Genomic DNA, 26,029 nt, shown 5'->3' on the forward strand with positions numbered 1-26,029 from the left:
CTTGATGACATAACCTCTTGTTGTACCGAAAACCCATACTTTTACTCTTCCTGCTGGCGGGATGTTCCCTTTTAGCGCGAGCACAGCCAAACGGCATGGTTGCGATAGAACGGGATACTTTTATGCCGTTCTACAGCTCTGCCGGCGACAGTATAAGGGTGGAATCCTTTTACCTGGATACCCACCCCGTAACCAATGCCGAATTCCTGAAGTTTGTGACGGAGAACAGGCAATGGCGGCGGTCGCAGGCCAAGAGTGTTTTTGTGGATGAGAATTATCTCGGCCACTGGGAGGGTGACCTTGATATCGGGACCAACACTGCCCCGGAGAGCCCTGTTACCAATGTGTCCTGGTTTGCCGCACGGGCTTTCGCCAAGTGGAAGGGCAAGCGGCTGCCGACCCTCCACGAGTGGGAATACGTAGCTTCTGCCAGTGCATCAAAGCCGCTTGCGAGTCGTGACAGGGCGTTTGTGCGACAAATACTGGATTGGTACAGCCGGCCGAATCCCGAGCAGAAACCGGCAGTGGGAGAAGGACGTCCCAATTACCACGGCGTATATGACATGCACGGGTTGATTTGGGAGTGGGTACGGGATTTTAATACCGTGTTTATCAGTGGAGAATCGCGGGCCGACCAGGGAGAGCTGAAACAGTTTTACTGTGCCGCCGGGAGCTCCGTTGCCGCCGATGCGGATAAGGCAAATTATGCCGCTTTCCTGCGCTATGCTTTTCGCGGTAGCCTGGAGGCTGATTTTTCGGTTGGCAACCTGGGCTTTCGCTGCGCCCGGGATAAGAAATAAATATTATAAATCATGACCATATATAGTTATCAAAACACGGTCTTTCTCTTTTTAGTCACTGCTGTATTCCTTGCGGGAGCTTGCAGCAGCGGCGAGAAACAACAGGCCGCCCAATCAGACGGGATGGCTATGTCGGATGATGAGCATGCAGCTCACGCCGATATGCAGATGGATGCCGGGGAACCGACCGGTGAATCCATCTATAATGTAAGCAGCACCTGGCAAAACCGCCGCGGGGAATCGGTTACCCTGAACAGCTTGGGCGGCAAGGTACAGGTGGTGGCGATGGTTTATACCCACTGCGAGCATGCCTGTCCCCGTATTCTCGCTGACATGCAGCGCATCAGGGATGGCTTGCCGGAGAAAGCTCTATCAGCCACAAACTTTACGATTATTTCTATTGATCCCGAGCGCGATACGCCGGGACGCCTTACGGATTTTGCCCGGGAAAATAATCTCTCGGACGACCAGTGGACCCTGTTAAATGGCGATGAGGGAGATATTTTGGAAATAGCAGCCCTGCTGGGGGTAAAATACAAGCGGATCAGCGATACCGACTTTACGCATTCCAACATGATCACCGTGCTTAACAAAGAGGGGGAGGTCGCCTACCAGCGCAGACAGCTGACGGATCAACAGGACAAGATCATTGATGTCATTCATGATTTAGGCAGCTGAGATGAGCGCGGCGGATTCTCCTGCTCTCGCACTCACTATTTTCCGCTCCTGCGCTTGCACTATTTCATAGCCGGCAGTTGTCCTGCCGGCATATATTGTACTATCAAATCTCACATATCCCCGAACTGATTTCCGAATATGATAAAGCGCGCGGCGAGCTCCCACCTATCTCACGACTGCTTGTATCCGGCCGTAGATCCATAGATTCGACTATTGTAGGGCGCTGTCTTAAAAAGCCTTGTATTTACTGCTATATTCCATAAATCCATATTTTTCACAAAGATTTAAGGTGAGAAACATGGGTTAGAGGTCTTGATAGATGCCCTGATCATTCTGTTGCATGCATGCAATAACCCGTAAAATCCCTCTTGCATGCCTGCAATGTTACCCTCCCGGTCCATTATAACAGTCCAGGAACATCTTTGGTTTAGATTAGGCTGGAGACATTTTTCATCCGCTTAGCAGTTTTGGTACGCTTGTTGCATAAACCATTGGCAAAACAATAAAAGACAAAGTTGTCTTAAATACAAACCACCAAACCTCAGCACCATGAACTTTCCAAAACGTACCTTAGCCCTTTTAACCGGACTAATCCTTGCAGGTTTTTTTACTCTTGCACAGGCCCAAACAGATGAATACGAGCTGGATGGCATGACCTTCGGCATGCCGGAAGCAGAAGTCTTCACTGAAGACTATGACGGGCCTCCCGTGGTAGGCGAATATTTGACAATGTTACCCAACCTCAAACCGCTGGATTATGAAGGTAATAAACATCACGAGGTCCGAATTGATATTATCGCCCAGGAAATAGAAGTGGCCGACGGGGTCAAATATAAAGCATGGACATTCGGTGGTACAGTTCCCGGTCCGGTGTTGCATGTAAAGGAAGGCGATCGAATTACTTTCGTAATGAAAAACCGTTCAGACGAAGAAGTGACGATCACAGAACCTACAAAAGAAGGTTCTCCCTTTATGCAGCAGGTCGCTGAAAACAACTTTATGAACGCGCAGCCGGGTACCATGCCTATGCCGCACTCCATGGATTTCCATGCGGGAACCGTTGCAAAAGATGACAAGTGGAGAAGTATTTCTCCGGGCGAATCCATTACGTTCGACTGGGTTGCCAATTATGCAGGCTCATATATCTATCACTGCGGTACGCCCAGTGTACTTATGCACACGGCTATGGGGCAGCACGGAGTGGTTGTCGTATCCCCCAAGGATGGCTACGGCACAGATTACGAAGTCGATAAAGAATTCGTAGTGGTTCAATCCGAGTATTACCTGAAGAAAGGTGCCGGCGACTTATACCAGTACGATTTTGAGGCCGCTCAAAGTGTAAATCCATCCCATGTGGTATTCAACGGGCACCAGACCATCCTGCATGACCGACCTCTGGAAGCCAGTGCCGGCGACCGTGTTCGCCTGCATGTTTCAAACAACGGTCCCAGCGGCACCTCCAGCTTCCACGTAATCGGTGCCATATTCGATCGTGTTTGGTTGGAAGGCCATCCTTTTAATGAAATGCGCGGAATGCAGACCGTATTGTTAGGTGCTTCAAGCTCTGCCACGATAGACTTTATCGTGCCTGAAGAAGGGAAATACATCCTGATCGACCACGAATTTGCCGATGCCGAGAAGGGCGCCACGGGTACCCTGAAAGCCGGTCCCCGTATCAACTAACCATCATCACCTATAATTACTTATAACTATTAATCTATCTTGCAATGAAATTCCTGACGAACATAGTACCTGTTACCATCCCGCTGCCCTCGCTGGCGGTGGTGATGGTTTTCGGTCTGGCAGCGGCCGCCCGGGCCCAGACGGACAGGGTACTGGTTCCGTCGGGATCATTTCATTCCGTAATGCCCGAAGTGAAGGGAGAAGCCGTTCCGGTAGATTCTTTCTATCTGGATATTACAGCTGTAACCAATGAGAAGTTTGCAGAGTTTACAGATCAAAATGAAAATTGGCGGCCGGATGAAGTACCGGCTGTATTTACAAACAAAGGGTATTTGAAACACTGGCAAGAAGAAGGCCACAAGCCGGATTATGAGCGTATTGGCCGTGAACGTCCCGTAACTAATGTGTCATGGTTTGCCGCAAATGCGTATTGTCAATGGAGCGGGGGACGCCTTCCCACACTGAATGAGTGGGAATATTCCGCACAACTCATGGATTTCGATTCATCCGAAGCGGTAAGTGAATTTACCGCAAAATTAGTCAGCTGGTACTCCAGTGTGGACACCAATAACCTCGGAGAAGTAGGATCTACCGGTATAGAAACCCGAGTAGGCGTGAAGGACCAGTTCGGGCTAATCATGGAATGGGTGCAGGATTTTAAACCACCCGTTTCCGACGATCTTTCCCTGGATTGCGGTACGGTCGGAAGAATGCAGCAGCTCGGCAACGCATACAGCTATGCCGCTTCTATCCGCTATATTACCCGCATGAGCTATAATCCCAAAAGCTCCATCGGCACGATGGGCTTTCGCTGCGCCTATGATATTGGCCCGAAACTCGAATCGAACGAACCATAAAAAAACATGAAAACACTTCCCATCATATTGATCTTCCTTTTTGGGGGGACATATTTGTATGCCCAGCATCACCACGCAGCGGATAACGAACTGGAAGCCGGGAAAATAAATGCCGGGCACTCGCTGTATCACCTGGATGCCCCGTGGACAACTCACCGGGATGAAACTGTCAAGCTCAGCGATTTCAGAGGATCGCCTATTATTGTTGTAATGTTTTATGGAAACTGCAGGGAAGTGTGCCCGATTTTAATTCAGGATACCTGGCGCCTGTACAACAGGGTAGATACCTCCCGGAGAGAAACGGTGAAGGTGCTGGCCATTACTTTCGATACCGAAAATGATACTCCCGAGGTATTACGGGAATACGCGAACTATGAACAGCTGGATATTCCCGGCTGGCATTTCATGACCTCCGAAGACGCAACTGTTCGCAGCCTTGCCATGATGCTGGGCGTGCAGTACTCAAAAAAGAGCGATGGCCATTTTGCTCATACCAATCTTGTCACGGTATTGGATGAAGAAGGCAAAATCGCCCGGCGTGTCGAAGGATTAAACCAGCCAATGGAAGAAGCGGCCGCTGTCATTGATAGTATGAATAAGGAGGAAAAGCTATGAAGTATTCTGCAATATTATTTTTCTTTGGCTGTTTATGGATGGGCAACGAGGTGCTTGCCCATAAGAGTCAAACGCTTTATATAGATACGGTTAGCGTTGAAGTCCACGGCACAGGTGAAAAGGCGCGATTTGAACCCGCTGTTGTAACCATTAGTCCGGGCGATGTCCTTCAGTTCGTAGTACGTGAGGGACGACATACCGTAACCGCTTATCATCCTGACAACCGGCGCCCTCTTAGAATGCCCGGATCAGCCGAATCTTTTGACTCCGGATTGCTGGCAAGTGGTGATGTCTGGTTTTTGACGATCTCCCTCGCGGGCGTGTATGATTATTACTGCCTCCCGCACGAACAAATGGGCCACGCGGGACGCATTATTGCGGGTGCTGTTGAGGCTGTACCGGACTACCCTGCAGAAGGCATGCCTCCGGCTGTACTCAAGATATTTAATTAAAAGAGGGCCTTGATTAACCATGGGTTTTGTTCAACAGCATCCCCTGAGCGATTTTAAAACCGCAGTGTATACACAATACATGAGAATGTTGAAATCGCGAACATGCAGCATTTGGGCAAAACAACGGTTTTGCAAAGGCCTATAAAAATGAATCATTTTAACTACACAACACAAACAAATAAATCCCAACGAGGACCTATTATGAAATCACTAACAAAAATAACAGTAATTCTGGCCGTTTTATTCACCGGCATTGTTTCATCGGCGATGGCGCAGAGAACTATAGAAATCATTGGAACCGATCACATGAAGTTTGACGTGACGACGATTGAAGCCACCCCCGGCGAGGAGATTACCATCAGGCTTACCACCAAGAGTAACCTCCCCAAGCAGGCGATGGCTCACAACGTGGTGGTCGTAGACAACGATATTGATGTTAATGAATTTGCAAACGCTTCGGCCCGTGCCCGCGATAACCAGTACCTTGCTCCGGACTACGAGGATGATATCATTGCAGCCACGGATTTAGCCGGCGGCGGTGAAACCGTTGAGGTAACCTTTACGGTGCCCGAAGAGGAAGGCGATTATGAATATATCTGCTCCTTCCCGGGACACTATGCAGCCGGTATGAAGGGAGTATTGACCGTCAAACAGTAATAACGGTTTACATACTTCCTATGTTTTATCGAGAGACCCGGGAGAAAACGTGCTTCGGCAGTTACTCTTCCGGGTCTTTTTTTATCCACCCGTATTTGGAACTGTGCAGTGACTTGCCCGGCGCAAGAAACGCATCATGCAATTCCTTTCGCTTACAGCCCTTCCCCCTGCGTCAAGCCTCATGGCTCATTTCAATCACTCCTTGAGAATCGATTCATCCAGCATGTCCGTATCCTCAAACACAAAATAATTGGCGAAATAGATCCCTAAAAATACCGACAGGATCGTACCGGAGAAGATGGCCACCATAATCATAATCTGGTATTTGATAGCTATAACGGGAGAGCTGCCGCTGAGGATTTGCCCCGTCATCATACCGGGCAGTGAAACCAATCCGATAGTAGCCATAGAAGCCAGCGTGGGATTGGCAGATTTCTGCAGGGCTTCGCTGATAAAGGAATGCAATGCCTCGTTCCGGGTGGCGCCGCAGGCAAGAAAAAACTGGTAGCGCTCCCTGTGCTCACTCAAACTGTAATAAAACGCATTGATACCGATGACGTTGCTACGCAGACAGTTTCCGAGCACCATGCCGGTAATAGGGATGGTGTACTGAGCAGCCAGGAATTTCGGAAGCTGAATCACCGCCTCCAGGAAAAAGAGATCAATGACAATAATACCCAGGAAAGTCGCACCGAACACAGGGATCAAAAGTGATTTCCTGCGTTTGAGATCGCTGCGGTCGATGGTGGCGAAATCGGCCACCAGCACCATAATCATGATCCAGCCGGCATTTATCCACGCATTATCGTACTCAAAAAGGTATTCCAGGTAGTACCCGACGAACAGCAGTTGCAAGACCATCCGCAGCGAAGCGGTAAACAGTTTCCTGTTGAGCCCGGTCCGATACTTCCACAAGATCCAGGCCGGCAGCAGCAAAATAAGGAAGGCAATCGCAAGTTGTATCCACGAAAGATCTATAATGTCCATTAGTTTAGCTCTATGATGTTATCGGCGTGTTCAACCCAGAAAGGATCGTGGGAGGTGGAGACGATCGTTTTATTTGTATGTGCAAGCAATAGATCGGCTGCGCGCCGTTTAGAGGCCCGGTCAAGGGCCGAGGTAGGTTCGTCTAACAGCAGAATCGGTTTGTCCAGCAGGTGGCAGATCGCCAGTCCCACGCGCTGACGCTGTCCGGTCGAGAGATCCCTGAACGGTTTGTCAAGGTTGTCACCGGACAACCCCAATTGATTTAATGTACTGATGCAGGTTTCGCGGCCGGGGATCTTTGCCTGGTTGATTGCAAAACGAAACGGCTTCCGGATAACCTCATCCACGGTTCCGCTGCCCAGATCCAGATCCTGCGGCAGCCAGGCGGTGTTCCTTCGTATTTCCCGCCGGCCCTTGCCGCTGTGAAATTGAATGGATCCTCCGGCAGGCTTCAGAAATCCCAGGAATAGTTTCAGCAAAGTGCTTTTTCCCGAACCGGACTCCCCTTTGAGGATCGTATGCTTTCCCCCCGGGATCCGGAAGCTGAACCCTTCCATCACCACTTCATCGCCGAATCGGACCGTCAAATCGGAACAGGTTATGAGCGTGTTTGTCATCGGTGCCCCCCCTTTTCCCCGATCGTAAACTGTCGATCGAACGACCATCGCCCCCCCCTGATCAGCAGAAAGAGACTGCTCAAAAACATAGCAAGGTCCGCGCGCATTTCGTGAGCCATCGGCCAGAAGCCATAGCTGGAAAGTTCACGAAGCGTAAAGGGACCAAAGGAAGCTCCGAACAAAACCTGCAGCAGTTCGGAGTCGTTACGGGTCTTTTTTCGCATTTGTACCAGAAAGAGAACATATTGATACTGATATTTGTTTAAAAACCTATTGCTATTCACATGCATGCATTCTGATATGTTCAATATACCGGGCTAAACAACTATGGTATATAAATTTTCTGTTTATAAAAAGTATTTTGCAGGAGGCTTTGGTAAACCAGGGGGAGGACAATACCAACCCCAGAGCGATTTTAAAAATCGTGTTATACAAACCATGGATGAGGATTTCGAAATTGTGATAATGTAATGATTGGGTACAACTACGGTTTTACATTGGACTCCTGTAAAACACTTTTATTAGTGGAAGTGACACAAAAATGCTAAGTTTAGCCATTAGTTTTGATCAATCGATTTTTATCAATTCATAAAAGTAAGCGTATGGAATTTCAACGAATACAAAAACGACTGTTTTCGATTCTGATCTGTATCATACTTCCTGCCATGGCACCGGGACAGGATTCATCACCGGAACAGGGGTTGACGCCCCTCCAGGTAGCTCACCTGCAGCAGGTTGATGAAATTGCCCTGTCTCCTTCCGGCGAGAAGGCCGCCTACACCCTAAGCAAGCAGGCTGACCCGCGGAAGAAAAACAAACCGGCTGAAAGCAGCCTGTATGTGCGCAATTTGTCATCACCGGAATCCATTCCGTTTGTAACAACCATGGATGTCAGCAATATCGCCTTTCGTCCCCACCAGGGAAGTATTACGTTTTTAGGCAAACGTGAAAAGGACAAAAAGGTCGGGCTGTTCGAAATTTCATTATCCGGCGGAGAGGCCCGGCGCATCTTATCCTTTCCTACCGGTATAAGCGATTATTCATGGGCGTCTGACGGTAAACTGCTGGCCTTCCTGGCCCCTGATACCACTACTGAACCGGAACCAACCCTCCCCTACGAACCGAGAATTTATGAGGAGAACCTTACAAACCAGCGCGGCTTTATAACGGATCTGTCCACCGAAAATAATCCACCACGGCAGATACAGGTGGAGGGTTCGGTGTACCAGGCAGAATGGGGACCCGAACAAAAAAAGCTGGCCATCGCAGCGGCACCAACCCCCCTCGTAGATGACTACTACATGCACCAGCAGGTAATGATTCTGGATTCCCTGGGACAGCAGACACTGGTGGAAGTAGACCACGAGGGGAAACTGGGTCCTCTGGAATGGAGCCCGGACGGGACGAAGCTGGCGATGCTGGGTGGTGCCGATATCCACGATCCGGCCCCGGCCCGGCTGCATATCGTCTCGGCGGCAGATGGATCCGTGCAGCAACTTCAACCCCGGTTTGAGGGGGCGTTTGAGCAATTCCAGTGGACCGGAGAAAATGAACTTCACTACCTGGCCAGCAAAGGTGTCTGGTCCATCTACGGCAGCATCACCGCAGACGGGTCCACTATGGAGCCCGTTATTGATGAAGGAGGTCCCTACCTGGAGAGCTTTGATCGGGCTGCTGACGGTACCGTTATTTTCGTTGCCGACCATGCCACACATCCACAGGAGTTGTACCACTATCATGCGGATAAAGATACGGTCCAGCGACTGACAAACAGCAACAAATGGCTGGCGGATGTCGCACTGGGAAGGCAGGAAGCCGTCAGCTGGACCGCCTCTGACAGTACGGTCTTGCAGGGACTGCTGATATACCCACTTGACTATCAAAAAGGGAAAAAATACCCCTTGATAACGACGGTACACGGGGGACCCGAAGCGCACTATGACAATGGCTGGCTCACAAGTTATTCCACTCCGGGACAGATGGGGGCGGCAGAGGACTATTTTGTTTTTTATCCCAATTACCGGGGTAGTACAGGGCGGGGCGAGGAGTTCGCCAAAAGCAGCCAGGCTGATATGGCCGGCGCAGAGTTCGATGATATTGTCGCAGGAGTCGACGAATTAATCAAGGGGGGGCTGGTGGATTCATCCAAAGTAGGCGTCACCGGCGGCTCATACGGGGGATACGCCACAGGCTGGATGGCCACGCGCTATACCAACCGCTTTGCGGCCGGAGTGATGTTTGTGGGTATCAGCAACAATATTTCGAAATGGGGGACCAGCGATATTCCTGAAGAGCTGTACCTGGTGCACGCCCGCGAGCGGATCTGGCATGATTACCAGGGGTTTTTAGAACGAAGTCCTATCTATTATGCCGGCCAATCGGAAACGCCGCTGCTCATCATGCATGGCGAGGAGGACACCCGCGTCGATCCGGGCCAGTCGTATGAGCTCTACCGCCATATTAAAACCCGCACTGATACGCCCGTGCGCCTGGTACTATACCCCGGAGAGGGACATGGCAATGTAAATGCCACCGCCCGATACGACTATAATATCCGCATGATGCGCTGGTTTAACAAGTATTTGAAAGGCGAAATGGATAACCAGCCGGACAGCGAACTGGAGATGCAAAGCAGATCCGTCCGAAGCTAAGGGCCTGATCTTTTGGGGTCCTGAGGGGAGCCTGTACGGCGGATTAGGCATAAAATTGTAAAATGATATATATGGAGATTGCTTTTATCTTGTTAACTATTACTTTTAAGTAATGCGTGGTGTGGCTAACTGGCCTGACAGCGTGCCAAGGGAAATTAACTCCTGTTAGTGTCCTTGCCAAACCAATAGTAACAGGTTTTATGGACACTGAAGACCTATTGAAAACCAACTGCACAACGCGTTTTATGTTATGATTAACTAACTCCTTACCGTTATGACAAAATTGATCTCAACGCTCATTGCTGTATTGTTCATCGTTTCTGCTTTTGTCTTAACCGAACAGCCCAAAACGAATGTAGAGACGGATGCAGAGGTAGAGGTATCCATAACCGAATGGGAAGTGCCCTGGGAAGACAGCCGTCCCCGTGATCCTTATGTAGCTCCTGACGGCGATATCTGGTTTGTCGGACAACGTTCCCATTATGTGGCGGAGTTCGATCCCGATACGGAAGATTTTCAAAAATTTGATCTGCAAGAGGGTGCCGGTCCCCATACCGTTATTGTAGATGAGGATGGAACGCCCTGGTACGCCGGCAACCGCGCCAACCATATCGGTACCGTCAATCCTGAAAGCGGAGAAATCAATAAATATATGATGCCGGATGACAACAGCGCCCGCGACCCGCATACGATGGCCTTTAACCATGAAGGTGATATCTGGTTTACCTCGCAGGGCGCCAACTCGGTCGGTAAGCTGGACGTGGAAACCGGAAACCCCCAAATCATAGCCGTGCCGACCCCGCGGGCGCGTCCCTATGGAATCATTATGGACCGCAACATGGAACGTCCCTGGATTTGCCTGTTTGGCACTTATAAGCTGGCAACCGTCGATCCCGGTACGATGGAGCTCAAAGAAATCGAGCTTCCCAGCGAAGATGCACGTCCCCGCCGACTGGCTCAAACCTCGGACGGCGTGATCTGGTACGGCGATTATGCCCGCGGCTATATCGGCCGGTATAACCCGGAAGACGGCTCATTTGAAGAATGGGAGATGCCTTCCGGGGAACAGTCCCGTCCATATGCCGTGACCGCAGACGACCAGGATCGTATCTGGCTGGTAGAGACGGGCGTAAGTCCCAATATGTTTGTAGGCTTTGATACCGACAAGGAAGCATTTATCAGCTCCACGCCAATTGAAAGCGGCGGGGGCACAGTGCGGCACATGGTCTTTCACGAACCCACCCGTTCTATCTGGTTCGGGACCGATACCAATTATCTGGGACGGGCCCAAATTCAATAAACGGAAGCTTTGAAAAACCGGGAATTTTAGTCAATATCAAAGCCTGACCGTATTCAAAAACACCCGATATAAGGCACGTATGAAGATGTTGAATGCGCAAAAATACAGGGATTGGCAAAAAAACGGTTTTGCAAAGCCTTCTAACCACATATACCAGCTGAATTGCAGCCCCTCCTGACGGCGGTTCATGCCGTCAGATGAGTGGTTTATACTGCACTTATTATGTTACGACTGTTTATCCTTCCCGTCATGACCCTGCTGATGGCCGTTACGTTACCGGAGATTCCCAACGTGCCGGTACCGGGCGACGTGCCCCCTTATCCCGAGCATCTGACCGGCACTTTTACCGGCGGTTTCGGTGAACAAACCTGCCGGAGCTGTCATTTTGATTACGATCTAAATCCCGATGCAGGCCGGCTTGCTGTCTCGGGGATGCCGGAACGTATTACGGGGGGAGAAACACTCGAAATCCTGATCCGACTGGAACGGGAACAGCTGGGACGCGGCGGCTTTCAGCTTTCGGCGCGATATGCGGACGGAAAACAGGCGGGAAGCTTCGAAGTCGGGGATAATGACCGCACGATGTTCAGCAATGCCACATCCGAATCGGTGGAATATATTCAGCACTCTCCCGGCGGAAGTGAACCGCTCGGGGAACACGAAACAAGCTGGACCATAACCTGGCGGGCCCCGCAGTCGCTGGCCGGTCCGGTCACCTTTCATATTGCAGCCAATGCTGCGAATGGGGATCAGTCGGAATTCGGCGACTTTATCTATACCGAAGAGATCACAGCGGCTATCGCACCAGATCGGTAACCATAACGCTGACGGCAGCCAGCGAAATGACACTTCGTTTTTTTTGAAGCGGTGTAGTTTCTAATGGCGTTCGATTCCCCGGTGAGCCAAAAATATCAGCTTTTATTCTCAACCAAAGCGGCGGCTGTTTTCGTTTAAACGCAAGTAATCGCACACTTTATTGGCATTATTCCTCTAAATGTTGTTTTATTACATTTCATCTGACAACACATACGTTGCACATGTTGTCCCTTACTCCTTAAATCGGGATGGAACATAAGGGACCCAAGTTTTTTTAGACTCAACGTAATAACCAAATGACTCTGATCTTATGTTAAAACGATTAAATTCTTCTACCCTAAGTGAGTTCGTTGATGCCAAAACCTCCGCTATGATCCTGCGGGTCCTGGTGGCCTTTTTTATGATCTATGGCCATGGCTTCGGCAAAGTCATGAATGTATTGGGGGGCAATCTTCAATTTTTAGATCCGATTGGTATCGGCCCGGAAGCCTCCCTTATCCTTGCTGCTTTTGCGGAAGGGATCTGTGCCTTTCTGATACTCATAGGATTCTGGACGCGCCTGGCTTCCCTGATCCTGGTCATCAATATGGGTGTCGCAATCTTTTTCCACCATATACCCTCGGGTGATGCTTTCGGGGCCTTCGAGACGGCTGTGCTTTACCTGGTGGCATTTTTCGTAATCTTCTTGCTGGGACCCGGCAAATTCGCTATGGACAAAGGCCGGTAACAGTAACAAGTCTAACATTATTTAGAGAAGGTTTTGAAAACCAGGGGGATTTGTTCAATACCAAAGCCTGGGCGATTTTAATACTGTAGTATAAAGCTTTTTGAAATCGCGAAAATGTCACATTTGGATAAAACAACGGTTTTGCAGAGGCCTCTTAGATATAATACAACCCTCAGGGTTTATGGCATCCTGAGGGTCTTTCTTTTAAACCGACTCTATTGCGCTGCCCCCTTTTCTTTCACTATGGTCGCCATGCCCAAACTATTCGCTATGAGCAATAAGCTCCCAGAGTTCTACCTTAACCATATCACGGGTTTCATAAATCGTAGCAAAAAGCTCAGGGATATTGGCATTGGTCCCTATCGCCTGGTTGATGACCTCGTTGGTAAAGCCGTATTCAATATGCTCTAAGCGATCATAAAAATTACCGGTGGCAAAATTGTAGCCATATTCTATTCCACCGGGGATAATAAGAGAATAAACTTCCCAGCCCGACATGATATTCTTCTCAATGCGCGCTTCGTGGATCGGTTTTGCCACTTCCTCCTCAAGCATCAGGTAATCGGGATTTTTATCAGGCGCTACATCCATATAATCCATCGACATATACTTGGCAGGATGGTTTTTAGTCGAATCGATAAACGCATTTTCCACTTTCCAGAGCTCCGTTTTTATGATCGAATCGTGAACGGCACTTATTTCGGAACCGAATGCAGAAGGAATATAGGGAGATGAGGAAACCGTGGAAAAAACCTCTTCAAAAGCGGCCAGGTCGGTAGCGGTAACAATACTGACAAAATTATAGTCGGTCTTCTCACCGCCGGGATACGATACGTGATAAAGCTGCCAGTTTTTCAGGGCGTCGTCTTCGACCAACTGCTGGTAAACGGCCCTCAGTTCATGTGTAACCTGGTCGGTAAATGTAAAAAACTGATCGGGACCAACATGGATATAGTCCATTTTCTTATACTCGTTCGGAGCGGGTTGAGCAAAAACGGTTCCGGTTACTATTAGGATGAGCAGGACGGGAAAAAAGGTGAACTTCTTCATAGGCATCCTCCGGTATCTAATGACAATGTAATAGTAAGTAACACATTTTTTCCGAAAAAAACACCTGAAATTATGATTAGTTTGTAATTATGGAGGAGGAGCGGATTTATTAACTCGCCCGGAATGCTGGGCATCAGTTTTTTTACGGAGTGGAAAAATGCGGAACTGAAGTCCACGGCTGTAAGAGCTGTAACTCTATCAGTCGGATTTATGACGATCCAATCCCTTTTCGGACCATTGTTCCCCACTCTTTCTTGCCTTTGAAAAAATCAATGATCCCCTGGAGCCGCCACCAGGCATGAAGCTGACGATAGCCAAGATTTTCCAGCAGTGCATACCCGGCCAGAATAAGGGTGTCACGGGGACGCTCGTAGCGCCGGGAGGTAAGTTCTTCCAGAAAAACAGCGCTCACTGAAAGCACCATTCCCCAAACAAGGGCTACGGCCAAAAAAAGAAGGGCGAAATAACCGTTAATGACCCCCATCCACCAGGAAATGCCAACCAGAAAATATCCCGCGAATTCAATGACCGGGGAGATCATCTCCACAAACACAAAAAAAGGCATTGCAAAAAGCCCGATACGTCCATAACGAGGATTTAATAGCATTCGCTTATAACGGTATAAGGAATCGGTAAGGCCGCGATGCCAGCGGTTGCGTTGTCGTGCAAGAGAAGCCCGGTCTTCCGGCACTTCGGTCCAGCATACCGGCTCCGAAATAAAACGTATCCGGTAAGGAATTTTTTGGCGGCGGTAATGCTCGTGAAGCCGCATCACCAGTTCCATATCTTCACCGACGGTATCACGCAGATAGCCGCCCGCTTTAATGACAGCCTTACGATCGAAGAGGCCGAAGGCACCGGAGATAATGAGCAGCGAATCAAGGTAGTCCAGGCCGATACGCCCGAAAAGAAAAGCCCGCAGGTATTCCACCGACTGAATTCTACCTAAAAACGAATCGGGGATGCCTGCCTTATCCACCAATCGATTCTTAAACGTACAGCCGTTAGCCACGCGTACAACCCCGCCTACGGCAATCGTGGTATCGTCTTCCATAAAAACACGCAGCATTTTGGTAAGAGCATCCGGCTCCAGAATCGAATCAGCATCTACAGCACAAAACAGCTCTTTCTTTGCAATATTAATGCCGGCATTAAGGGCATCGGCCTTGCCCCCGTTTTTTTTATCTATCACGACTAATTTGGGGTATCGATCGGAAGTGTAAATATCTTTAATGGGTTGATGGTCTGTAAATTTAGGCCAGTGACGTTGCTGAGACTTTAGCTGGTAATAATCAATCAGCTTTTGCAAGGTTTGATCCGTACTGCCATCATTGACAACCACCACCTCGTAGTTGGTATACTTAAGGTTGAGCAGGGAATTAATAGAACTTATAATCGACTCCTCCTCGTTAAAGGCCGGGGCGATGATGCTTATCGGCTTGTAGAGATTGGTGCTGTATACTCCCTTGAGCTTAAAAATACGATCAATATTTCTGTACCGGCGGATATGAAAAAAAGATACGACCAGTAACATAAAATAGATCCCATTGACGATGATAAAATATAAGATCACCAATTCATTAATACCATAAAGTATGTTAGATAATGTTGACATGGGTATCACCAATTTTTTTAATTTCCTGCCATTCCTGCTGGTACTTCTCAGGGATGTGGGTTTCCGGCTGCGGAAGGTTGGAGTATTGCAACAAGGCCTTCTGTGCCACAATACGGACTTCCAGGTCATCATCCCCACATAGTGCCAGTAGCATGTCGTCCAGATCGGGTGTATGATGCTGATAGATCCATCGGGCTGTTTCCAACCGAACCATCTGGTAGTCTGACTCCCACAAACGCTGGCGGAAAAGCTCTTCCTTTACTTCTGGAGCAGGTAACTGGTTTAATACGCTCAGCAGCGTAGCCCGGAGCTGACCAAGCTCATCATGCGGCAGGGGGGAACAGAACAGCTCAAAAAGGGGTTCTGTAAGCTGATAAAAATTCAGATCGTTAAACATACGGGTAGCGGCCGAAGCGTTTTTAACAGGAATTTCAGAAGAAGAGACCTGCTCCATAAGAAATTCGGCCGCCTGGTCTTTATCCGGATGCAGCTCACAATACTTGTAGATAATATCATTGACTGCCATAGAAGCATTTTGGGGAGAGTGTAGAAACGAGGTTAGCGCGTAATCGCGTATTTCCTGTTTTGAACTATTAATCAGGGCCAGGGTTGCAGCATACACGATAACCGGGCGATTGTGACTTTGAAGATCATAAAGTTTCTTAATAACCTCGGAATCCGTTTCTTTTTTTTTCTCAGAATACATACAGGCTTCAGCGATATCCATCACCGCATTTGATTTTATTTTTTTGAGGAAATGCTCCCGAAAAGCGGAGAGATTCAACAGTTTTTTTAGCTTCTCCCGCTCTTTTCCTCTCAGGCTGTCAATCATGTCGTCGATATTCTCAAAGGCAACCACGATGTCGTAATGATTTCGCAGAGCGTCACTGAAATCGAGCTCACTTATCCCCCCATCAAGGTAGCGGTATATCAGAGGCAAAATGTATTCTTCCGAGTCAGCTTTCTTTTCTTTGCGGTAGTTCAGGAGCCATCTGTGGAAGTACGTGTAGATAATCAACACTGTAAATTGCAGGAGCAGGAAAATAAGCACGATTCCGGTGAACTGAATGGCCAATGTGTCGTAAGTAAAACTCATGCTTAGGATCGAAGAACTGTGAGAGCCCGTTCTATACGTATGAGTAAATTATCGAAGTCAAACGGTTTGTGCAGATAGTCATAAATTCCAAGCTTGAAGAGTGCTTTGATCTCCTCGCTTTCTTCTTTTCCGGAAAGTACGATAATACGCCTCGGATCCAGTAATTGCTGTTCATTGATACGCTCAGCCACTTCGCGTCCATCCAGTCCGGGCATCATCATGTCCATAATAACGAGATCGGGATCGAGTATATCAACAGTTTCCAGCCCTTCTATACCATTGTCCTCATGATGCACATCATACCCTTTCTTCTCCAGCTTAAATTTCACATACCGGGCGATGTTCTCATCATCTTCTATCAGTAATATGGTTTCTTTCATAAGCGTATATTATTGTGCGGGTTAAAATCGATATGAGACAGACCCTTTGAAGCTAAACCGCTTTCGGGTGGTAAGGCTTGGTAAGTCAGACATGTCGTATCGAGCACGGCCGCCCACCAAAATGTGCTCCAACAGGGGGTATTGCCCGTCGATTCCCACCGACCAGGAATCAAGTGTCTGTATATCCTGTGAAAATTGGATTTCCGTGGGAGCCGATCCATATCCGCCCGTAACACTTATATAGGCAGTGGCCGAACCGAAATAACGCCGCATAAGCAGGTTTATCGACTTGGAGTTTCCGCCCTGCGAGGGGACATAATTACTGCGCAGGGTTACAAGATAACTGCCCTCGTATTTAGCCAGAGATGCGGTATAAATATCGGTTTGCGAGGTGCTAAAATCCAGGTAGCGCATACCCGCAGAAAGCTCAAACGAAGCGGGCAGTGCCTTATACAGCGAAAAACCAAATCGATACCGGGGATAAATAGAGGACTCAGAATAACCTCCGCTCACATAGGCATACAGCCCATTGGCGATGGACGGATAAGCATCAATATTAAACTGTGCGCCATTCGAACCAAACCGGCGGGCATACTGCACGCGCCCGATAACCGGTCCGACAGGGGTCTGCCGGCTGAGAGCAAACTCCCCGAATTCCCAGGGATCAAAAGTATCCGTGAAATAATCGTACCGGTAGGATATGGAGACCCGGTACTTCATCTGCTTACGTTTTACCGACTTCAATTCATCCCGTGCTTTTTTACTGGGATTCCGTGCCAGGATATCCCTATAGACATCTTCAGAACGGCCGTATTCTTCCATGTCGTACAATACAGCGGCTTTTTGAAGTAATATCTCTTCATCTTCGGGATGATAATCCAGGGCTTCATTGACGTTTTGAAGCGCAACCTGCAAATTATCCGACCACTTTTCCACATCAATCAACGCCAGCAGAGCCCTCCGGTTGCCGGGATCCTCCTGTAACACATACCTCAGCTCTTCTCTGGCCTTCTCGTACGCCCCTTCCCAGCTATACAGGCGGGCCACAAAGATCCGTATGCCGTGATAATCGGGACTTCGATCCAGAGCTTCAAAGGCATAAGTACGGGCTTTATCGTAATCCGCCTCCTCAAAAGCTGCATTTCGGGCCTGTTCATAGAGTTCCTCAACCGAAAGTCTGTCCACTTGACTTTGCGCAAAAATCACACCCTGCCCGGTCAGTAGGAATCCAAGAAGAAATAGTATGAATTGTTTCATTTTATTCATCCGTGACCTAATTAGCCAGCAACATAGTAAACTCAGGGGATCTCTCGTTTACGGGATAGTGTATTCCTCACAGCGGGGGAGTCTTCATAATTCAGCCAAATTTTCTGAGGTGACTAAAGGTTACCCGGCCTCGTCCTATCTTTATAAAGCCGGAAGAAGCAAAACCTTGCGTTACCCTATCCAATCCGAGCAAAGACAGCGGGTCCACAAACATTATCTGTTTGAAAGCTAATATGGTAATGGTCCTCTGATACATCATACAATTTTGGTCGCGTCCAAACAATTACTGGGGAATGACAAACTGAAAATCAGTCCCTTGCCCGACTTCACTTTCAACCCGGATCTCACCATTATGGGCTTCTATGAATTCTTTACACAGCAGCAGGCCCAGTCCGGTTCCGCTTTCCTTGTCTGTGCCGGGCCTTTTGGGACGATCATCGGGATTAAAAATGTGTTCCTGGACCTCTGCAGGCATTCCGACCCCCTCATCCTGTACGGATAGCCGAATGCGGGAATCGGTACTGGTTACCTCCAATATGACCTTGTCCCCCGCGCTGGAAAATTTAATCGCATTAGCAAGAAGATTTCGAATAATCGTAGACAGCATCTGTTTATCGGCCTCCACGGTAATATTCTCGTTATCCAGCTCAAGCTGGATTTCCACCTGTTTTTGTCGGGCCAGCGTTTGTAATAATTGAACATTCTTGTCTATCTCCTCCGAAAGGGAGAACGTTTCCGGATTCATCTTCAGCTTATCGGTCTGGAGACGGGCCCACGCCAAAAGGTTTTCGAGAATCGAATTAGCAACGGTAAGGGAATGCGATACTCGTTTTATATTATCTTTGGTTTCCTCATCGACCGGCTGGTCCCGTAACTTGTGATCGACCACCTCAGCCAGACCGGAGATACCAAACAAAGCCCCCTTTAAGTCGTGGGCAATAATAGAATACAATTTCTCCCTGGTCTTTGAGAGTTGCTGTAGCTTTTCCCGCTGTCGTATAATTCGATCTCGCGCATTTTTTAAGCTCAGATGAGTATCAATACGAGCCAACAGCTCCCCGGAATTAAACGGCTTGGTGACGTAGTCGGCCCCGCCGAGGTTCAGTCCCTTGATAATATCCTCCTCATCGGATCGGGCGGTTAAAAATATGACGGGAATCTCCGCCAGATCTTCATCGGCTTTCAGCTCCTCGCATACTTCAAATCCCGATTTCTCCGGCATCATAATATCCAGTAAAATTAAATCGGGATCGTGATTTCTCGCCGCTTTCAACACCTGGTTTCCCTTGGTTGCGGCCACAACCTCATACCCCCGGTTGTCCAATATTTTTCCAAGCAGCTGAATATTCTTGGCAATATCATCAACGATGAGTATTACAAAGTCTTGTTCCTGCATGTCATCCTGCATAATGTTGTATTATCAATAATTGATCGTTGGTGTTGACTAATTTAACAGAATGCGACGGATCACTCCTATTCTTTCAATCTGCTTATTAATTCCGGGTATTCATGATTCACTAAATTACGGATACCATCAACATCAAACAGGTTAATAGCGGAAGCAAGCTGTTCATTAAAGGCAATGAGCCGGTCTTCCGGCATTTCTTGTTCAATTTCCCTTAACTCACTGAGGAGCTCCCGGTATTCTCCCATCATGATCGACTCCGTATCCAATGCTGCGATGATACCCGACACCTTCCGATCCAGCTTTCCAGCCAGCTTTTTTTGGTCTTTACCGGACATCGCTTCAGAGCCATTATTTTCAGATTGTGCACCTTCACTTTCTTTTATAAATGTTCGACCCTCCTGTCCCTTTTGAAATCCGATGTACCGCTCTAATTCTGCTAAAATCTGCTTCCGATTTACCGGTTTTCTCAGGTATCCGTCAAACCAGGTATCCTGTACTCCCTCTGAATGCACATCAAATACAGAAGCCGTCAAGGCTACAATGGGCAGGTCCTTTTTTTTCTTTTTAATCTGTTTCATGGCTTCGACTCCATTCATATGCCCCATCTTTATATCCATGAAAACAAGATCCAGCTCTTCCTCGCCGGCCATACGCACAGCGTCCATTCCATTTTTTGCTTCCAGCACCTGTATCGGATAATCTTTTAAAAATTCAGCGATCAGCTGACGGTTCAACTGTATGTCGTCGACCACCATAATTTTCCCCGTGTTAAAGGCGATGTTATATGATTCCCCTCCATCTTCCCCGGATTCTTCGAGCATCGTGGAGATCGGGATATCCGGTAGAAATAGGGTAAATACGCTGCCTTTTTTCTGTTTGCTCTGAACGGTAACCGATCCGTTCATAAGCTGGGAAAGGCGATTGGAAATTGAAAGCCCCAGGCCGGTTCCCCCATACTTGTCTGAAGTGGTGTAATCCTCCTGCTCAAACTCCCGGAATATGGTCTCCAGTTTTTCTTCCGAAATACCGATACCCGTGTCCTTCACATACACTTCCAGATTAACCCGGCTCTCCGTTTGGGGAATTTCCTTTGACCTCACCCCGACTTCGATGAAGCCTTCCTTCGTAAACTTGATGGCATTGCCCATAAGGTTGACCAGGATTTGCCGCAGTTTCATTTCATCCAGCAGCAGGGCCTCGGGAAGATCTTCATCCACATCGGTGCGGAGTTCCAGCCCCTTATTTCCCGCCTGCAGCGCAAAAATACTCATCACTTCATCCACAACGCGCTCTACGCTCACCGGATGGATATCAACCCCCTTTTTACCCGATTCAATTTTTGAGAGATCCAGGATATCATTGATTAGTTTCAGCAGGTTTTTGCCGCTTTTCCGGATGTTTCCGATATATTCTTTCTCCAGGTCGCTGTCCACCAGCTCCTCCATCATTTCCGCAAATCCCAGGATAGAATTCATCGGCGTCCGTATCTCATGACTCATGTTGGCCACAAAGTGGCTCTTGGCCCTGTTTGCCTCATCAGCTTTTTCCTTGGCCGTAATAAGCTCCTCCTCCATCTTTTTGCGCTCATGGATATCATGGGCAATGGCATAGAGCAGATCAGATTCTTCATCAAAAGTGGAGGTCCATGCCAGCCAGTGATAGGAACCGTCTTTGCGGCGTAAACGGTTCTCAAAGCTTACCGTAACCTCCTGCTCACCGGCAGCTAATTTCTCTATCTCCTCCATTGTCGGCTCCACATCGTCGGGATGTATAAGTTCCACAAATGGGATTTCTAATAATTCTTCTTTGGAAAATCCCAACACTTCTTCAAAGTGATCATTAATCTCTTTAAAATACCCGTCCGGCGTGGCCGTACACATCAGATTAAGGGGAAGCGAGAAAAATCTCTGAATCCTCCGATGGGCCTGCTTGCGTTTTGATATATCCCGGACCACCCCGAGGTAGCTTACTACTTCCCCTTTCTCATTCTTAATCTTTTTTAATACGGTCTCCGCTTCAAGGATACCCCCACCCTTCTTTTGGTAGCGAGTCTCAAAGGTGACAGAATCGTTATCAGAATCTGAAACTCCGAAAAAATCCTTTCTCTTCCTCTCCTCAAAATCATCCGTATCTTCATAAAACCGCTCTGCCGGTTGTCCTATCATTTCCGACGGTTCATACCCTAACAAGGGCTCAACAGTATTATTGACGGCAACTATGTTAAAATTAAGATCCTCTATTACGATAATATCGGAAAAAGTATCTAAAATAGAATCGAGGGGCGTTTTCTTCTTGGAAAAATATTGTACAAGGTCGGAATCCAGGTCGTTATTCCACAGCATAACGAGTTATTTTATTAGGAGGGTTATCCCCAAAAAAATAACAACGCGAATATCCAAAACAAAACGTCATCCGGTTTTACACATCCTCCCCTGTCATAACGAGCCTGCCAGTAACCATATCATTATCAAAAGACACAGCCAACGAAGGTAGAAACCAGGTATTAAGTGGTATCACCATGTGACTCTCTTCTTATTATTGAACGCACTTACTATTACCCAATAATGCAAGCCATAGCAAATCCTGCTCACCCGATTGCTCTGTTCAACGCCTCCCCACGGCCCAAAGGATACCGTTCGCAACCATCGTTAAAAACTCCTCTTGCCTAAACGTCTCGTTGCTGTGGCCCAGCGTAGTCGCAAACACCCGGGTACTGTCCGCCTCATGTGTCCATGTCACCGGCTGGTATTCCTGGGTTTCCTCTCCATACGTACGAGCCTGCAGGGTGATGTCTCCCCATATTTTTTCAGTGATATATACCTCATCCTCAGACATTACAAACATCTCAGGAATGTCTTCCATCACCGGGTGACTCTGATTTACATTTTCAATTTCAATCTGGCCCGGATCTTCCGATACCATGGACTGAAGCCCCACAAACGCAAACCATGGGTCCGCCGGTTCCGCAAAACGATAGCTCTGAATAGCGGCGTGAATCAGCACGGCGGGGGTGCCTTTGTGATGTTCGACAAACCGGGCTACAAAATCGGAGTCCCTTACCCGGGCATAGCCCGTATTATGGACCACCACGTCATAATCTTCCGACCAGTTTTCCTGCTTCAGGACAGAGACCTGGTGACCCGGTGCTCCCTCATCTTCATGAATGATGGTCCACTCAATCCCGTCTCCAAGCCGTTCTTTGATCCCTTCCGTCAGCAGCTGCTTCTGGCTGTCATAATCGTGCCAGCCTCCACCCGTAATAAGCAGTGCCCGGATCGGGGACTCCTGCCCGTTCGCACCGGGCGCTACTATGAGTGTCAACAGAAGAACCAAAAATTGAAAAAGACAAGACGTACTGTTCATACAAGATCTTTTAGTTATAATAGTTAGTTTCTGCCGGAATAGTTATACGATCAATCAATCAGCGAAATTAAGAACCTTGAGGGTTTAATTTACGGGGAATGTATTAAAATTCAATCTCTTAAATGAAAATTAATGGCTTTTGTTTCTATCCACCGCAACAAAAGAGGGGATTTGTCGTCGATCACCACCGGGATAACCCAGAAGCACTGAGAAAACATGGCGGGTCAGGGAAGGTCATACAAGCAAAAAATTTGGAAGCTGATTCACCGGTATTCTGAACTTCTACCTCTAACATAGATTCTACTTGCTTTCTTAACATTATGATACTTTATTGATTCTATTAGGTTGCAGGCCATTAAATTACGACAATAAACACAAGAAGGGATATCGCTATGTCTAAAGCTGAATCGGGGAAGAAAAAGGGGGGGCGCTATCTGAATGACAGAGAAAAAAAATTTGATTTATCCAGGATTACCCCTTCAGATGAACTACAATTCTTTATAGAACACTTCTGGATTGTGGAATGGGATCCTGAACGCCCATTATACAAGCAGCAAATACCGGCTGATCTTTCTGTTCAGCTGATCTTCGAGAAAAACAATACGTGGATTTGGGGAGTTGCTACGGGGATGTTCAAAAGGCCCTTGAAAGGGAAGGGGAAAATCGTGGGGATTAAGTTCCGGCCCGGCGGATTTTATCCTTTTTTTCGGTCTTCTGTTTCAACCATTACGGATGGAATACTTGCCTTTGACGAAGTGTTTGGAGAGGATATTTCACGGCTGGAAAAGGAGATACTTACGCCCGATAGCAACCAGAAATCAATTGCCCGGGCAGCGCGTTTTTTAGAAAACAATTTGCCGGAAAAAGACGAGCGGGTAAAAAAAATCAATGACATTATAGATACGGTAATCAAAAACAGCCGCCTCATTAGAATTGAACAGTTGGTTGAACGGTTGGATATGAGTAGACGGTCCCTCCGACGCCTTTTTAAGTGGTATGTCGGAATTCCGCCCGAGTGGATCATCAAACGATCTCGACTGCACGAAGTGGCGAACATGATTGCTGAAGAACAGCAAGGTATGGACTGGACTGAACTGGCGCTGAAGTTAGGCTATGCCGACCAATCGTACTTTATCAAGGACTTTAAATCCGTCGTGGGAGAAACGCCCATTGAATACGCCCGCAGTATAAAAATGTCGTAGAAGCTCCGGCAAACCGCTCCTTCGAACAATTACAACCGTAGCATTTGCGGTTAACGGCCGTTAGTGGCTATTCCACCAGTTTTTAAGTTTTTCAGTCAATTCATTATTGACATGTGTTGAAATGGGGACCTCGATCAGACACAACTCCTTATGCTCCACAGCCTGTTTCAGCGTTGATCGCAGTTCGCTCAAATTTTCGGGTTTATAGCCCTGAATACCAAATGACTTAGCATATTTCCTAAAATCAGGATTTTGTATGCCGGTGCTTACCGATTGCTGCCGGTGCTGGAACTGTTTCCAGCTAATCAGTCCGTAGTCGTTATCATTAAACACGATATTGATATATCCCACGCCAAGCCGTTTGGCTGTTTCCAGCTCCTGGCTGTTCATCATAAAGCCCCCGTCGCCCATAACCGATACAATTTGCCGCCCCTTGTTGAGCAAGCCGGCGGCGATTCCGCCGGGCAGCGCAATACCCATGCTGGCAAGGCCATTGCTGATAATACATCCGTTTGGGCAGTACGTCGGATAATTCCGGGCAACCCACATCTTGTGGGTCCCAACATCACTGATCAGAAGAGCCCCGTCATCAAGCGTATCTCTCAATTCGAGCAGAACACCGGGTACGGTGAACGGCTCATCCTCCTGCAGCCGGTAACTTTGGATATCCTCTCTGATCCGTTTCCGAATCGGGGCATACCAGTTGGTAAATGCAAGATCTGAGTCATTCAACTGCTCGTTAAGCTCCCACAAGGCAGCGGAGATATCACCGGTTACTTCAACCTTTGGGTTGTAGTGCGTATAGACTTCAGCCGGGTCGAAATCGATATGGACAATAGGCTTGTCGCCCCCGGGATTCCATTCCTGCGGCGGATATTCGGCAATATCATAGCCTATGGCAAGTACAAGGTCAGCCTCCTCTACGGCTTTAAGCACATAATCTTTAAACCCCAAACCAATACTAAACAGGGATTGACTGAGTCGGTCGGATACCGCTCCCTTCCCCATAAAGGTGGAAACGACCGGGATGTTATGACGGGTCACAAATTCGGTGAGATGGTTGCTGGCCCGTTTTCGGATGGCCCCGTTGCCGGCCAGTACCAGGGGTTTCCGGGCGTCCTGTAGCAGGTTGAGTGTGTTACGTATGGCTTTATAATCGGAACCCGGCCTGCGAAATGCTCCCGGTTTAATGGGCAGGAAATCCGATGAAATTTCCTGACCGGCTACATCCTCCGACAATTCAATATGAGTAGCCCCGGGTTTTTCCATCCCGGCAATCTTGAATGCTTTTCGTACCACTTCGGCTACCACCCTGGGAGAAGGGATGTTGCCGTTCCACTTGGTAATGGGCCGGAACATATTCACCACATCAACCATCTGGTGGCTTTCATTGTGCAGGCGATCGAGTCCCCCCTGGGCTGTAATAGCAACCAGCGGGGCTTTGTCGAGATTGGCATCGGCCACTCCGGTTATCAGGTTTGTCGCCCCCGGTCCCAGAGTGGAAAGACATACCCCTGGCTCTCCGGTAAGCCGTCCCCACACATTCGCAATAAAAGCGGCCCCCTGTTCGTGACGGCACGGTACAAATTCGATGGTAGAAGAATCCAACGCAAAGAGTAACGCTTCGTTTTCTTCGCCGGGGACTCCAAAGATATGAGTAACCCCTTCTGTTTCAAGACATTCAACAAAAAATTCAGCTACGTTCATGAGTTCAGATAAATGAAGGTTGTTGATTCAGGGCCCCGGTTTTCCGGGCACAGAACTTTTATATGCCGGAGCTGCCTATTCTCAACAACGAAATGAATTAGA

General features: G+C 48.2%; 24 protein-coding genes. 12 read left to right on the plus strand and 12 right to left on the minus strand.

Features of this window, described 5'->3' with window-relative positions; translation table 11 throughout:
* Positions 1-17 precede the first annotated feature (17 nt).
* From BUB16_RS12865 to BUB16_RS12895, 7 genes are all read left to right on the plus strand, one after another.
* Positions 18-800, plus strand: a complete 783-nt coding sequence (locus BUB16_RS12865; protein ID WP_211483169.1) for a formylglycine-generating enzyme family protein — start codon at positions 18-20, stop codon at positions 798-800.
* Positions 801-812: 12 nt separating this feature from the next.
* Positions 813-1,478 carry an SCO family protein gene (locus BUB16_RS12870; RefSeq protein WP_084088260.1) on the plus strand — a complete coding sequence of 222 codons (666 nt, stop codon included), beginning with the start codon at positions 813-815 and terminating at the stop codon, positions 1,476-1,478.
* A gap of 549 nt (positions 1,479-2,027) precedes the next feature.
* Positions 2,028-3,161 carry a multicopper oxidase domain-containing protein gene (locus BUB16_RS12875; protein WP_073064926.1) on the plus strand — a complete coding sequence of 378 codons (1,134 nt, stop codon included), beginning with the start codon at positions 2,028-2,030 and terminating at the stop codon, positions 3,159-3,161.
* A 44-nt stretch (positions 3,162-3,205) separates the two neighbouring features.
* The gene (locus tag BUB16_RS12880; protein ID WP_073064929.1) at positions 3,206-4,018 is read left to right on the plus strand and encodes a formylglycine-generating enzyme family protein; all 813 of its coding nucleotides are present in this window, start codon (positions 3,206-3,208) and stop codon (positions 4,016-4,018) included.
* 6 nt (positions 4,019-4,024) lie between these two features.
* On the plus strand, positions 4,025-4,633 hold the full coding sequence (locus BUB16_RS12885; RefSeq protein WP_073064932.1) for an SCO family protein: 609 nt from the start codon (positions 4,025-4,027) through the stop codon (positions 4,631-4,633).
* Positions 4,630-5,085, plus strand: a complete 456-nt coding sequence (locus BUB16_RS12890) for a cupredoxin domain-containing protein (RefSeq protein ID WP_073064935.1) — start codon at positions 4,630-4,632, stop codon at positions 5,083-5,085. Before BUB16_RS12885 ends, BUB16_RS12890 begins: the two co-directional genes overlap by 4 nt.
* Positions 5,086-5,286: 201 nt before the next feature.
* Positions 5,287-5,742 carry a plastocyanin/azurin family copper-binding protein gene (locus BUB16_RS12895; protein WP_073064938.1) on the plus strand — a complete coding sequence of 152 codons (456 nt, stop codon included), beginning with the start codon at positions 5,287-5,289 and terminating at the stop codon, positions 5,740-5,742.
* Between the two features lie 195 nt (positions 5,743-5,937).
* Here BUB16_RS12895 and BUB16_RS12900 read toward each other — a convergent pair whose 3' ends face one another.
* Genes BUB16_RS12900 through BUB16_RS12910 form a run of 3 tightly spaced genes read right to left on the minus strand, consistent with a single transcriptional unit; the run spans position 5,938 to position 7,570 of the window.
* Positions 5,938-6,729, minus strand: coding sequence for an ABC transporter permease (locus BUB16_RS12900; RefSeq protein ID WP_073064941.1), 792 nt, complete (start codon positions 6,727-6,729; stop codon positions 5,938-5,940).
* Entirely contained in the window at positions 6,729-7,346 is a 618-nt protein-coding gene (locus BUB16_RS12905; RefSeq protein WP_073064944.1) for an ABC transporter ATP-binding protein, read from the minus strand. Before BUB16_RS12905 ends, BUB16_RS12900 begins: the two co-directional genes overlap by 1 nt.
* On the minus strand, positions 7,343-7,570 hold the full coding sequence (locus tag BUB16_RS12910) for a hypothetical protein (protein WP_073064947.1): 228 nt from the start codon (positions 7,568-7,570) through the stop codon (positions 7,343-7,345). The genes BUB16_RS12905 and BUB16_RS12910 overlap by 4 nt, the downstream gene beginning before the upstream one ends.
* Before the next feature lie 378 nt (positions 7,571-7,948).
* Between BUB16_RS12910 and BUB16_RS12915 the strand changes: the two genes are divergently transcribed.
* The 4 genes from BUB16_RS12915 (at position 7,949) to BUB16_RS12930 (ending at position 12,840) form a co-directional block, all read left to right on the plus strand.
* Complete coding sequence (locus BUB16_RS12915) at positions 7,949-9,997, plus strand: S9 family peptidase (protein ID WP_073064950.1); 2,049 nt, start codon at positions 7,949-7,951, stop codon at positions 9,995-9,997.
* A gap of 274 nt (positions 9,998-10,271) precedes the next feature.
* The gene (locus tag BUB16_RS12920) at positions 10,272-11,297 is read left to right on the plus strand and encodes a Vgb family protein (protein ID WP_073064953.1); all 1,026 of its coding nucleotides are present in this window, start codon (positions 10,272-10,274) and stop codon (positions 11,295-11,297) included.
* A 222-nt stretch (positions 11,298-11,519) separates the two neighbouring features.
* Positions 11,520-12,113 (plus strand): choice-of-anchor V domain-containing protein, encoded by a 594-nt coding sequence (locus tag BUB16_RS12925; protein ID WP_073064955.1) that lies wholly within the window; start codon positions 11,520-11,522, stop codon positions 12,111-12,113.
* Positions 12,114-12,423: 310 nt separating this feature from the next.
* Positions 12,424-12,840, plus strand: a complete 417-nt coding sequence (locus BUB16_RS12930; protein ID WP_211483170.1) for a DoxX family protein — start codon at positions 12,424-12,426, stop codon at positions 12,838-12,840.
* A gap of 261 nt (positions 12,841-13,101) precedes the next feature.
* Here BUB16_RS12930 and BUB16_RS12935 read toward each other — a convergent pair whose 3' ends face one another.
* The 8 genes from BUB16_RS12935 to BUB16_RS12970 form a co-directional block, all read right to left on the minus strand.
* Positions 13,102-13,890 carry a hypothetical protein gene (locus tag BUB16_RS12935; RefSeq protein WP_073064958.1) on the minus strand — a complete coding sequence of 263 codons (789 nt, stop codon included), beginning with the start codon at positions 13,888-13,890 and terminating at the stop codon, positions 13,102-13,104.
* Positions 13,891-14,098: 208 nt separating this feature from the next.
* On the minus strand, positions 14,099-15,505 hold the full coding sequence (locus BUB16_RS12940; RefSeq protein ID WP_073064961.1) for a glycosyltransferase family 2 protein: 1,407 nt from the start codon (positions 15,503-15,505) through the stop codon (positions 14,099-14,101).
* On the minus strand, positions 15,489-16,601 hold the full coding sequence (locus BUB16_RS12945; RefSeq protein ID WP_073064965.1) for a HEAT repeat domain-containing protein: 1,113 nt from the start codon (positions 16,599-16,601) through the stop codon (positions 15,489-15,491). The genes BUB16_RS12940 and BUB16_RS12945 overlap by 17 nt, the downstream gene beginning before the upstream one ends.
* Positions 16,602-16,603: 2 nt before the next feature.
* Positions 16,604-16,981, minus strand: a complete 378-nt coding sequence (locus BUB16_RS12950; RefSeq protein WP_073064969.1) for a response regulator — start codon at positions 16,979-16,981, stop codon at positions 16,604-16,606.
* Positions 16,982-17,002: 21 nt separating this feature from the next.
* Positions 17,003-18,238 carry a YaiO family outer membrane beta-barrel protein gene (locus BUB16_RS12955; protein ID WP_170864383.1) on the minus strand — a complete coding sequence of 412 codons (1,236 nt, stop codon included), beginning with the start codon at positions 18,236-18,238 and terminating at the stop codon, positions 17,003-17,005.
* 292 nt (positions 18,239-18,530) lie between these two features.
* On the minus strand, positions 18,531-19,655 hold the full coding sequence (locus tag BUB16_RS12960; RefSeq protein ID WP_073064974.1) for a hybrid sensor histidine kinase/response regulator: 1,125 nt from the start codon (positions 19,653-19,655) through the stop codon (positions 18,531-18,533).
* 65 nt (positions 19,656-19,720) lie between these two features.
* Positions 19,721-21,997 (minus strand): PAS domain-containing hybrid sensor histidine kinase/response regulator, encoded by a 2,277-nt coding sequence (locus BUB16_RS12965; RefSeq protein WP_073064977.1) that lies wholly within the window; start codon positions 21,995-21,997, stop codon positions 19,721-19,723.
* 262 nt (positions 21,998-22,259) lie between these two features.
* Complete coding sequence (locus BUB16_RS12970; RefSeq protein ID WP_073064979.1) at positions 22,260-23,018, minus strand: ThuA domain-containing protein; 759 nt, start codon at positions 23,016-23,018, stop codon at positions 22,260-22,262.
* 392 nt (positions 23,019-23,410) lie between these two features.
* On the opposite strand from BUB16_RS12970, the gene BUB16_RS12975 reads away from it, so the two are divergent.
* Positions 23,411-24,220: a helix-turn-helix domain-containing protein gene (locus BUB16_RS12975; protein ID WP_073064982.1), complete on the plus strand. Its 810-nt coding sequence runs from the start codon at positions 23,411-23,413 to the stop codon at positions 24,218-24,220.
* Between the two features lie 60 nt (positions 24,221-24,280).
* Here the strand turns inward: BUB16_RS12975 and BUB16_RS12980 are convergent, their stop codons facing one another.
* Positions 24,281-25,927 (minus strand): acetolactate synthase large subunit, encoded by a 1,647-nt coding sequence (locus tag BUB16_RS12980; protein ID WP_073064985.1) that lies wholly within the window; start codon positions 25,925-25,927, stop codon positions 24,281-24,283.
* Between the last annotated feature and the right edge of the window lie 102 nt (positions 25,928-26,029).

The sequence above is a fragment of the Fodinibius roseus genome, from assembly GCF_900129315.1.
Lineage (GTDB): Bacteria > Bacteroidota > Rhodothermia > Balneolales > Balneolaceae > Fodinibius > Fodinibius roseus.

Bases quoted from the DNA above. Each gene is read 5' to 3' on its own strand.
- BUB16_RS12870 (WP_084088260.1), top strand. From the start codon at position 813: ATGACCATATATAGTTATCAAAACACGGTCTTTCTCTTTTTAGTCACT.
- BUB16_RS12875 (WP_073064926.1), top strand. From the start codon at position 2,028: ATGAACTTTCCAAAACGTACCTTAGCCCTTTTAACCGGACTAATCCTT.
- BUB16_RS12880 (WP_073064929.1), top strand. From the start codon at position 3,206: ATGAAATTCCTGACGAACATAGTACCTGTTACCATCCCGCTGCCCTCG.
- BUB16_RS12885 (WP_073064932.1), top strand. From the start codon at position 4,025: ATGAAAACACTTCCCATCATATTGATCTTCCTTTTTGGGGGGACATAT.
- BUB16_RS12890 (WP_073064935.1), top strand. From the start codon at position 4,630: ATGAAGTATTCTGCAATATTATTTTTCTTTGGCTGTTTATGGATGGGC.
- BUB16_RS12895 (WP_073064938.1), top strand. From the start codon at position 5,287: ATGAAATCACTAACAAAAATAACAGTAATTCTGGCCGTTTTATTCACC.
- BUB16_RS12900 (WP_073064941.1), bottom strand. From the start codon at position 6,729: ATGGACATTATAGATCTTTCGTGGATACAACTTGCGATTGCCTTCCTT.
- BUB16_RS12905 (WP_073064944.1), bottom strand. From the start codon at position 7,346: ATGACAAACACGCTCATAACCTGTTCCGATTTGACGGTCCGATTCGGC.
- BUB16_RS12910 (WP_073064947.1), bottom strand. From the start codon at position 7,570: ATGCGAAAAAAGACCCGTAACGACTCCGAACTGCTGCAGGTTTTGTTC.
- BUB16_RS12915 (WP_073064950.1), top strand. From the start codon at position 7,949: ATGGAATTTCAACGAATACAAAAACGACTGTTTTCGATTCTGATCTGT.
- BUB16_RS12920 (WP_073064953.1), top strand. From the start codon at position 10,272: ATGACAAAATTGATCTCAACGCTCATTGCTGTATTGTTCATCGTTTCT.
- BUB16_RS12925 (WP_073064955.1), top strand. From the start codon at position 11,520: ATGTTACGACTGTTTATCCTTCCCGTCATGACCCTGCTGATGGCCGTT.
- BUB16_RS12930 (WP_211483170.1), top strand. From the start codon at position 12,424: ATGTTAAAACGATTAAATTCTTCTACCCTAAGTGAGTTCGTTGATGCC.
- BUB16_RS12935 (WP_073064958.1), bottom strand. From the start codon at position 13,890: ATGAAGAAGTTCACCTTTTTTCCCGTCCTGCTCATCCTAATAGTAACC.
- BUB16_RS12940 (WP_073064961.1), bottom strand. From the start codon at position 15,505: ATGTCAACATTATCTAACATACTTTATGGTATTAATGAATTGGTGATC.
- BUB16_RS12945 (WP_073064965.1), bottom strand. From the start codon at position 16,601: ATGAGTTTTACTTACGACACATTGGCCATTCAGTTCACCGGAATCGTG.
- BUB16_RS12950 (WP_073064969.1), bottom strand. From the start codon at position 16,981: ATGAAAGAAACCATATTACTGATAGAAGATGATGAGAACATCGCCCGG.
- BUB16_RS12955 (WP_170864383.1), bottom strand. From the start codon at position 18,238: ATGAAACAATTCATACTATTTCTTCTTGGATTCCTACTGACCGGGCAG.
- BUB16_RS12960 (WP_073064974.1), bottom strand. From the start codon at position 19,655: ATGCAGGATGACATGCAGGAACAAGACTTTGTAATACTCATCGTTGAT.
- BUB16_RS12965 (WP_073064977.1), bottom strand. From the start codon at position 21,997: ATGCTGTGGAATAACGACCTGGATTCCGACCTTGTACAATATTTTTCC.
- BUB16_RS12970 (WP_073064979.1), bottom strand. From the start codon at position 23,018: ATGAACAGTACGTCTTGTCTTTTTCAATTTTTGGTTCTTCTGTTGACA.
- BUB16_RS12975 (WP_073064982.1), top strand. From the start codon at position 23,411: ATGTCTAAAGCTGAATCGGGGAAGAAAAAGGGGGGGCGCTATCTGAAT.
- BUB16_RS12980 (WP_073064985.1), bottom strand. From the start codon at position 25,927: ATGAACGTAGCTGAATTTTTTGTTGAATGTCTTGAAACAGAAGGGGTT.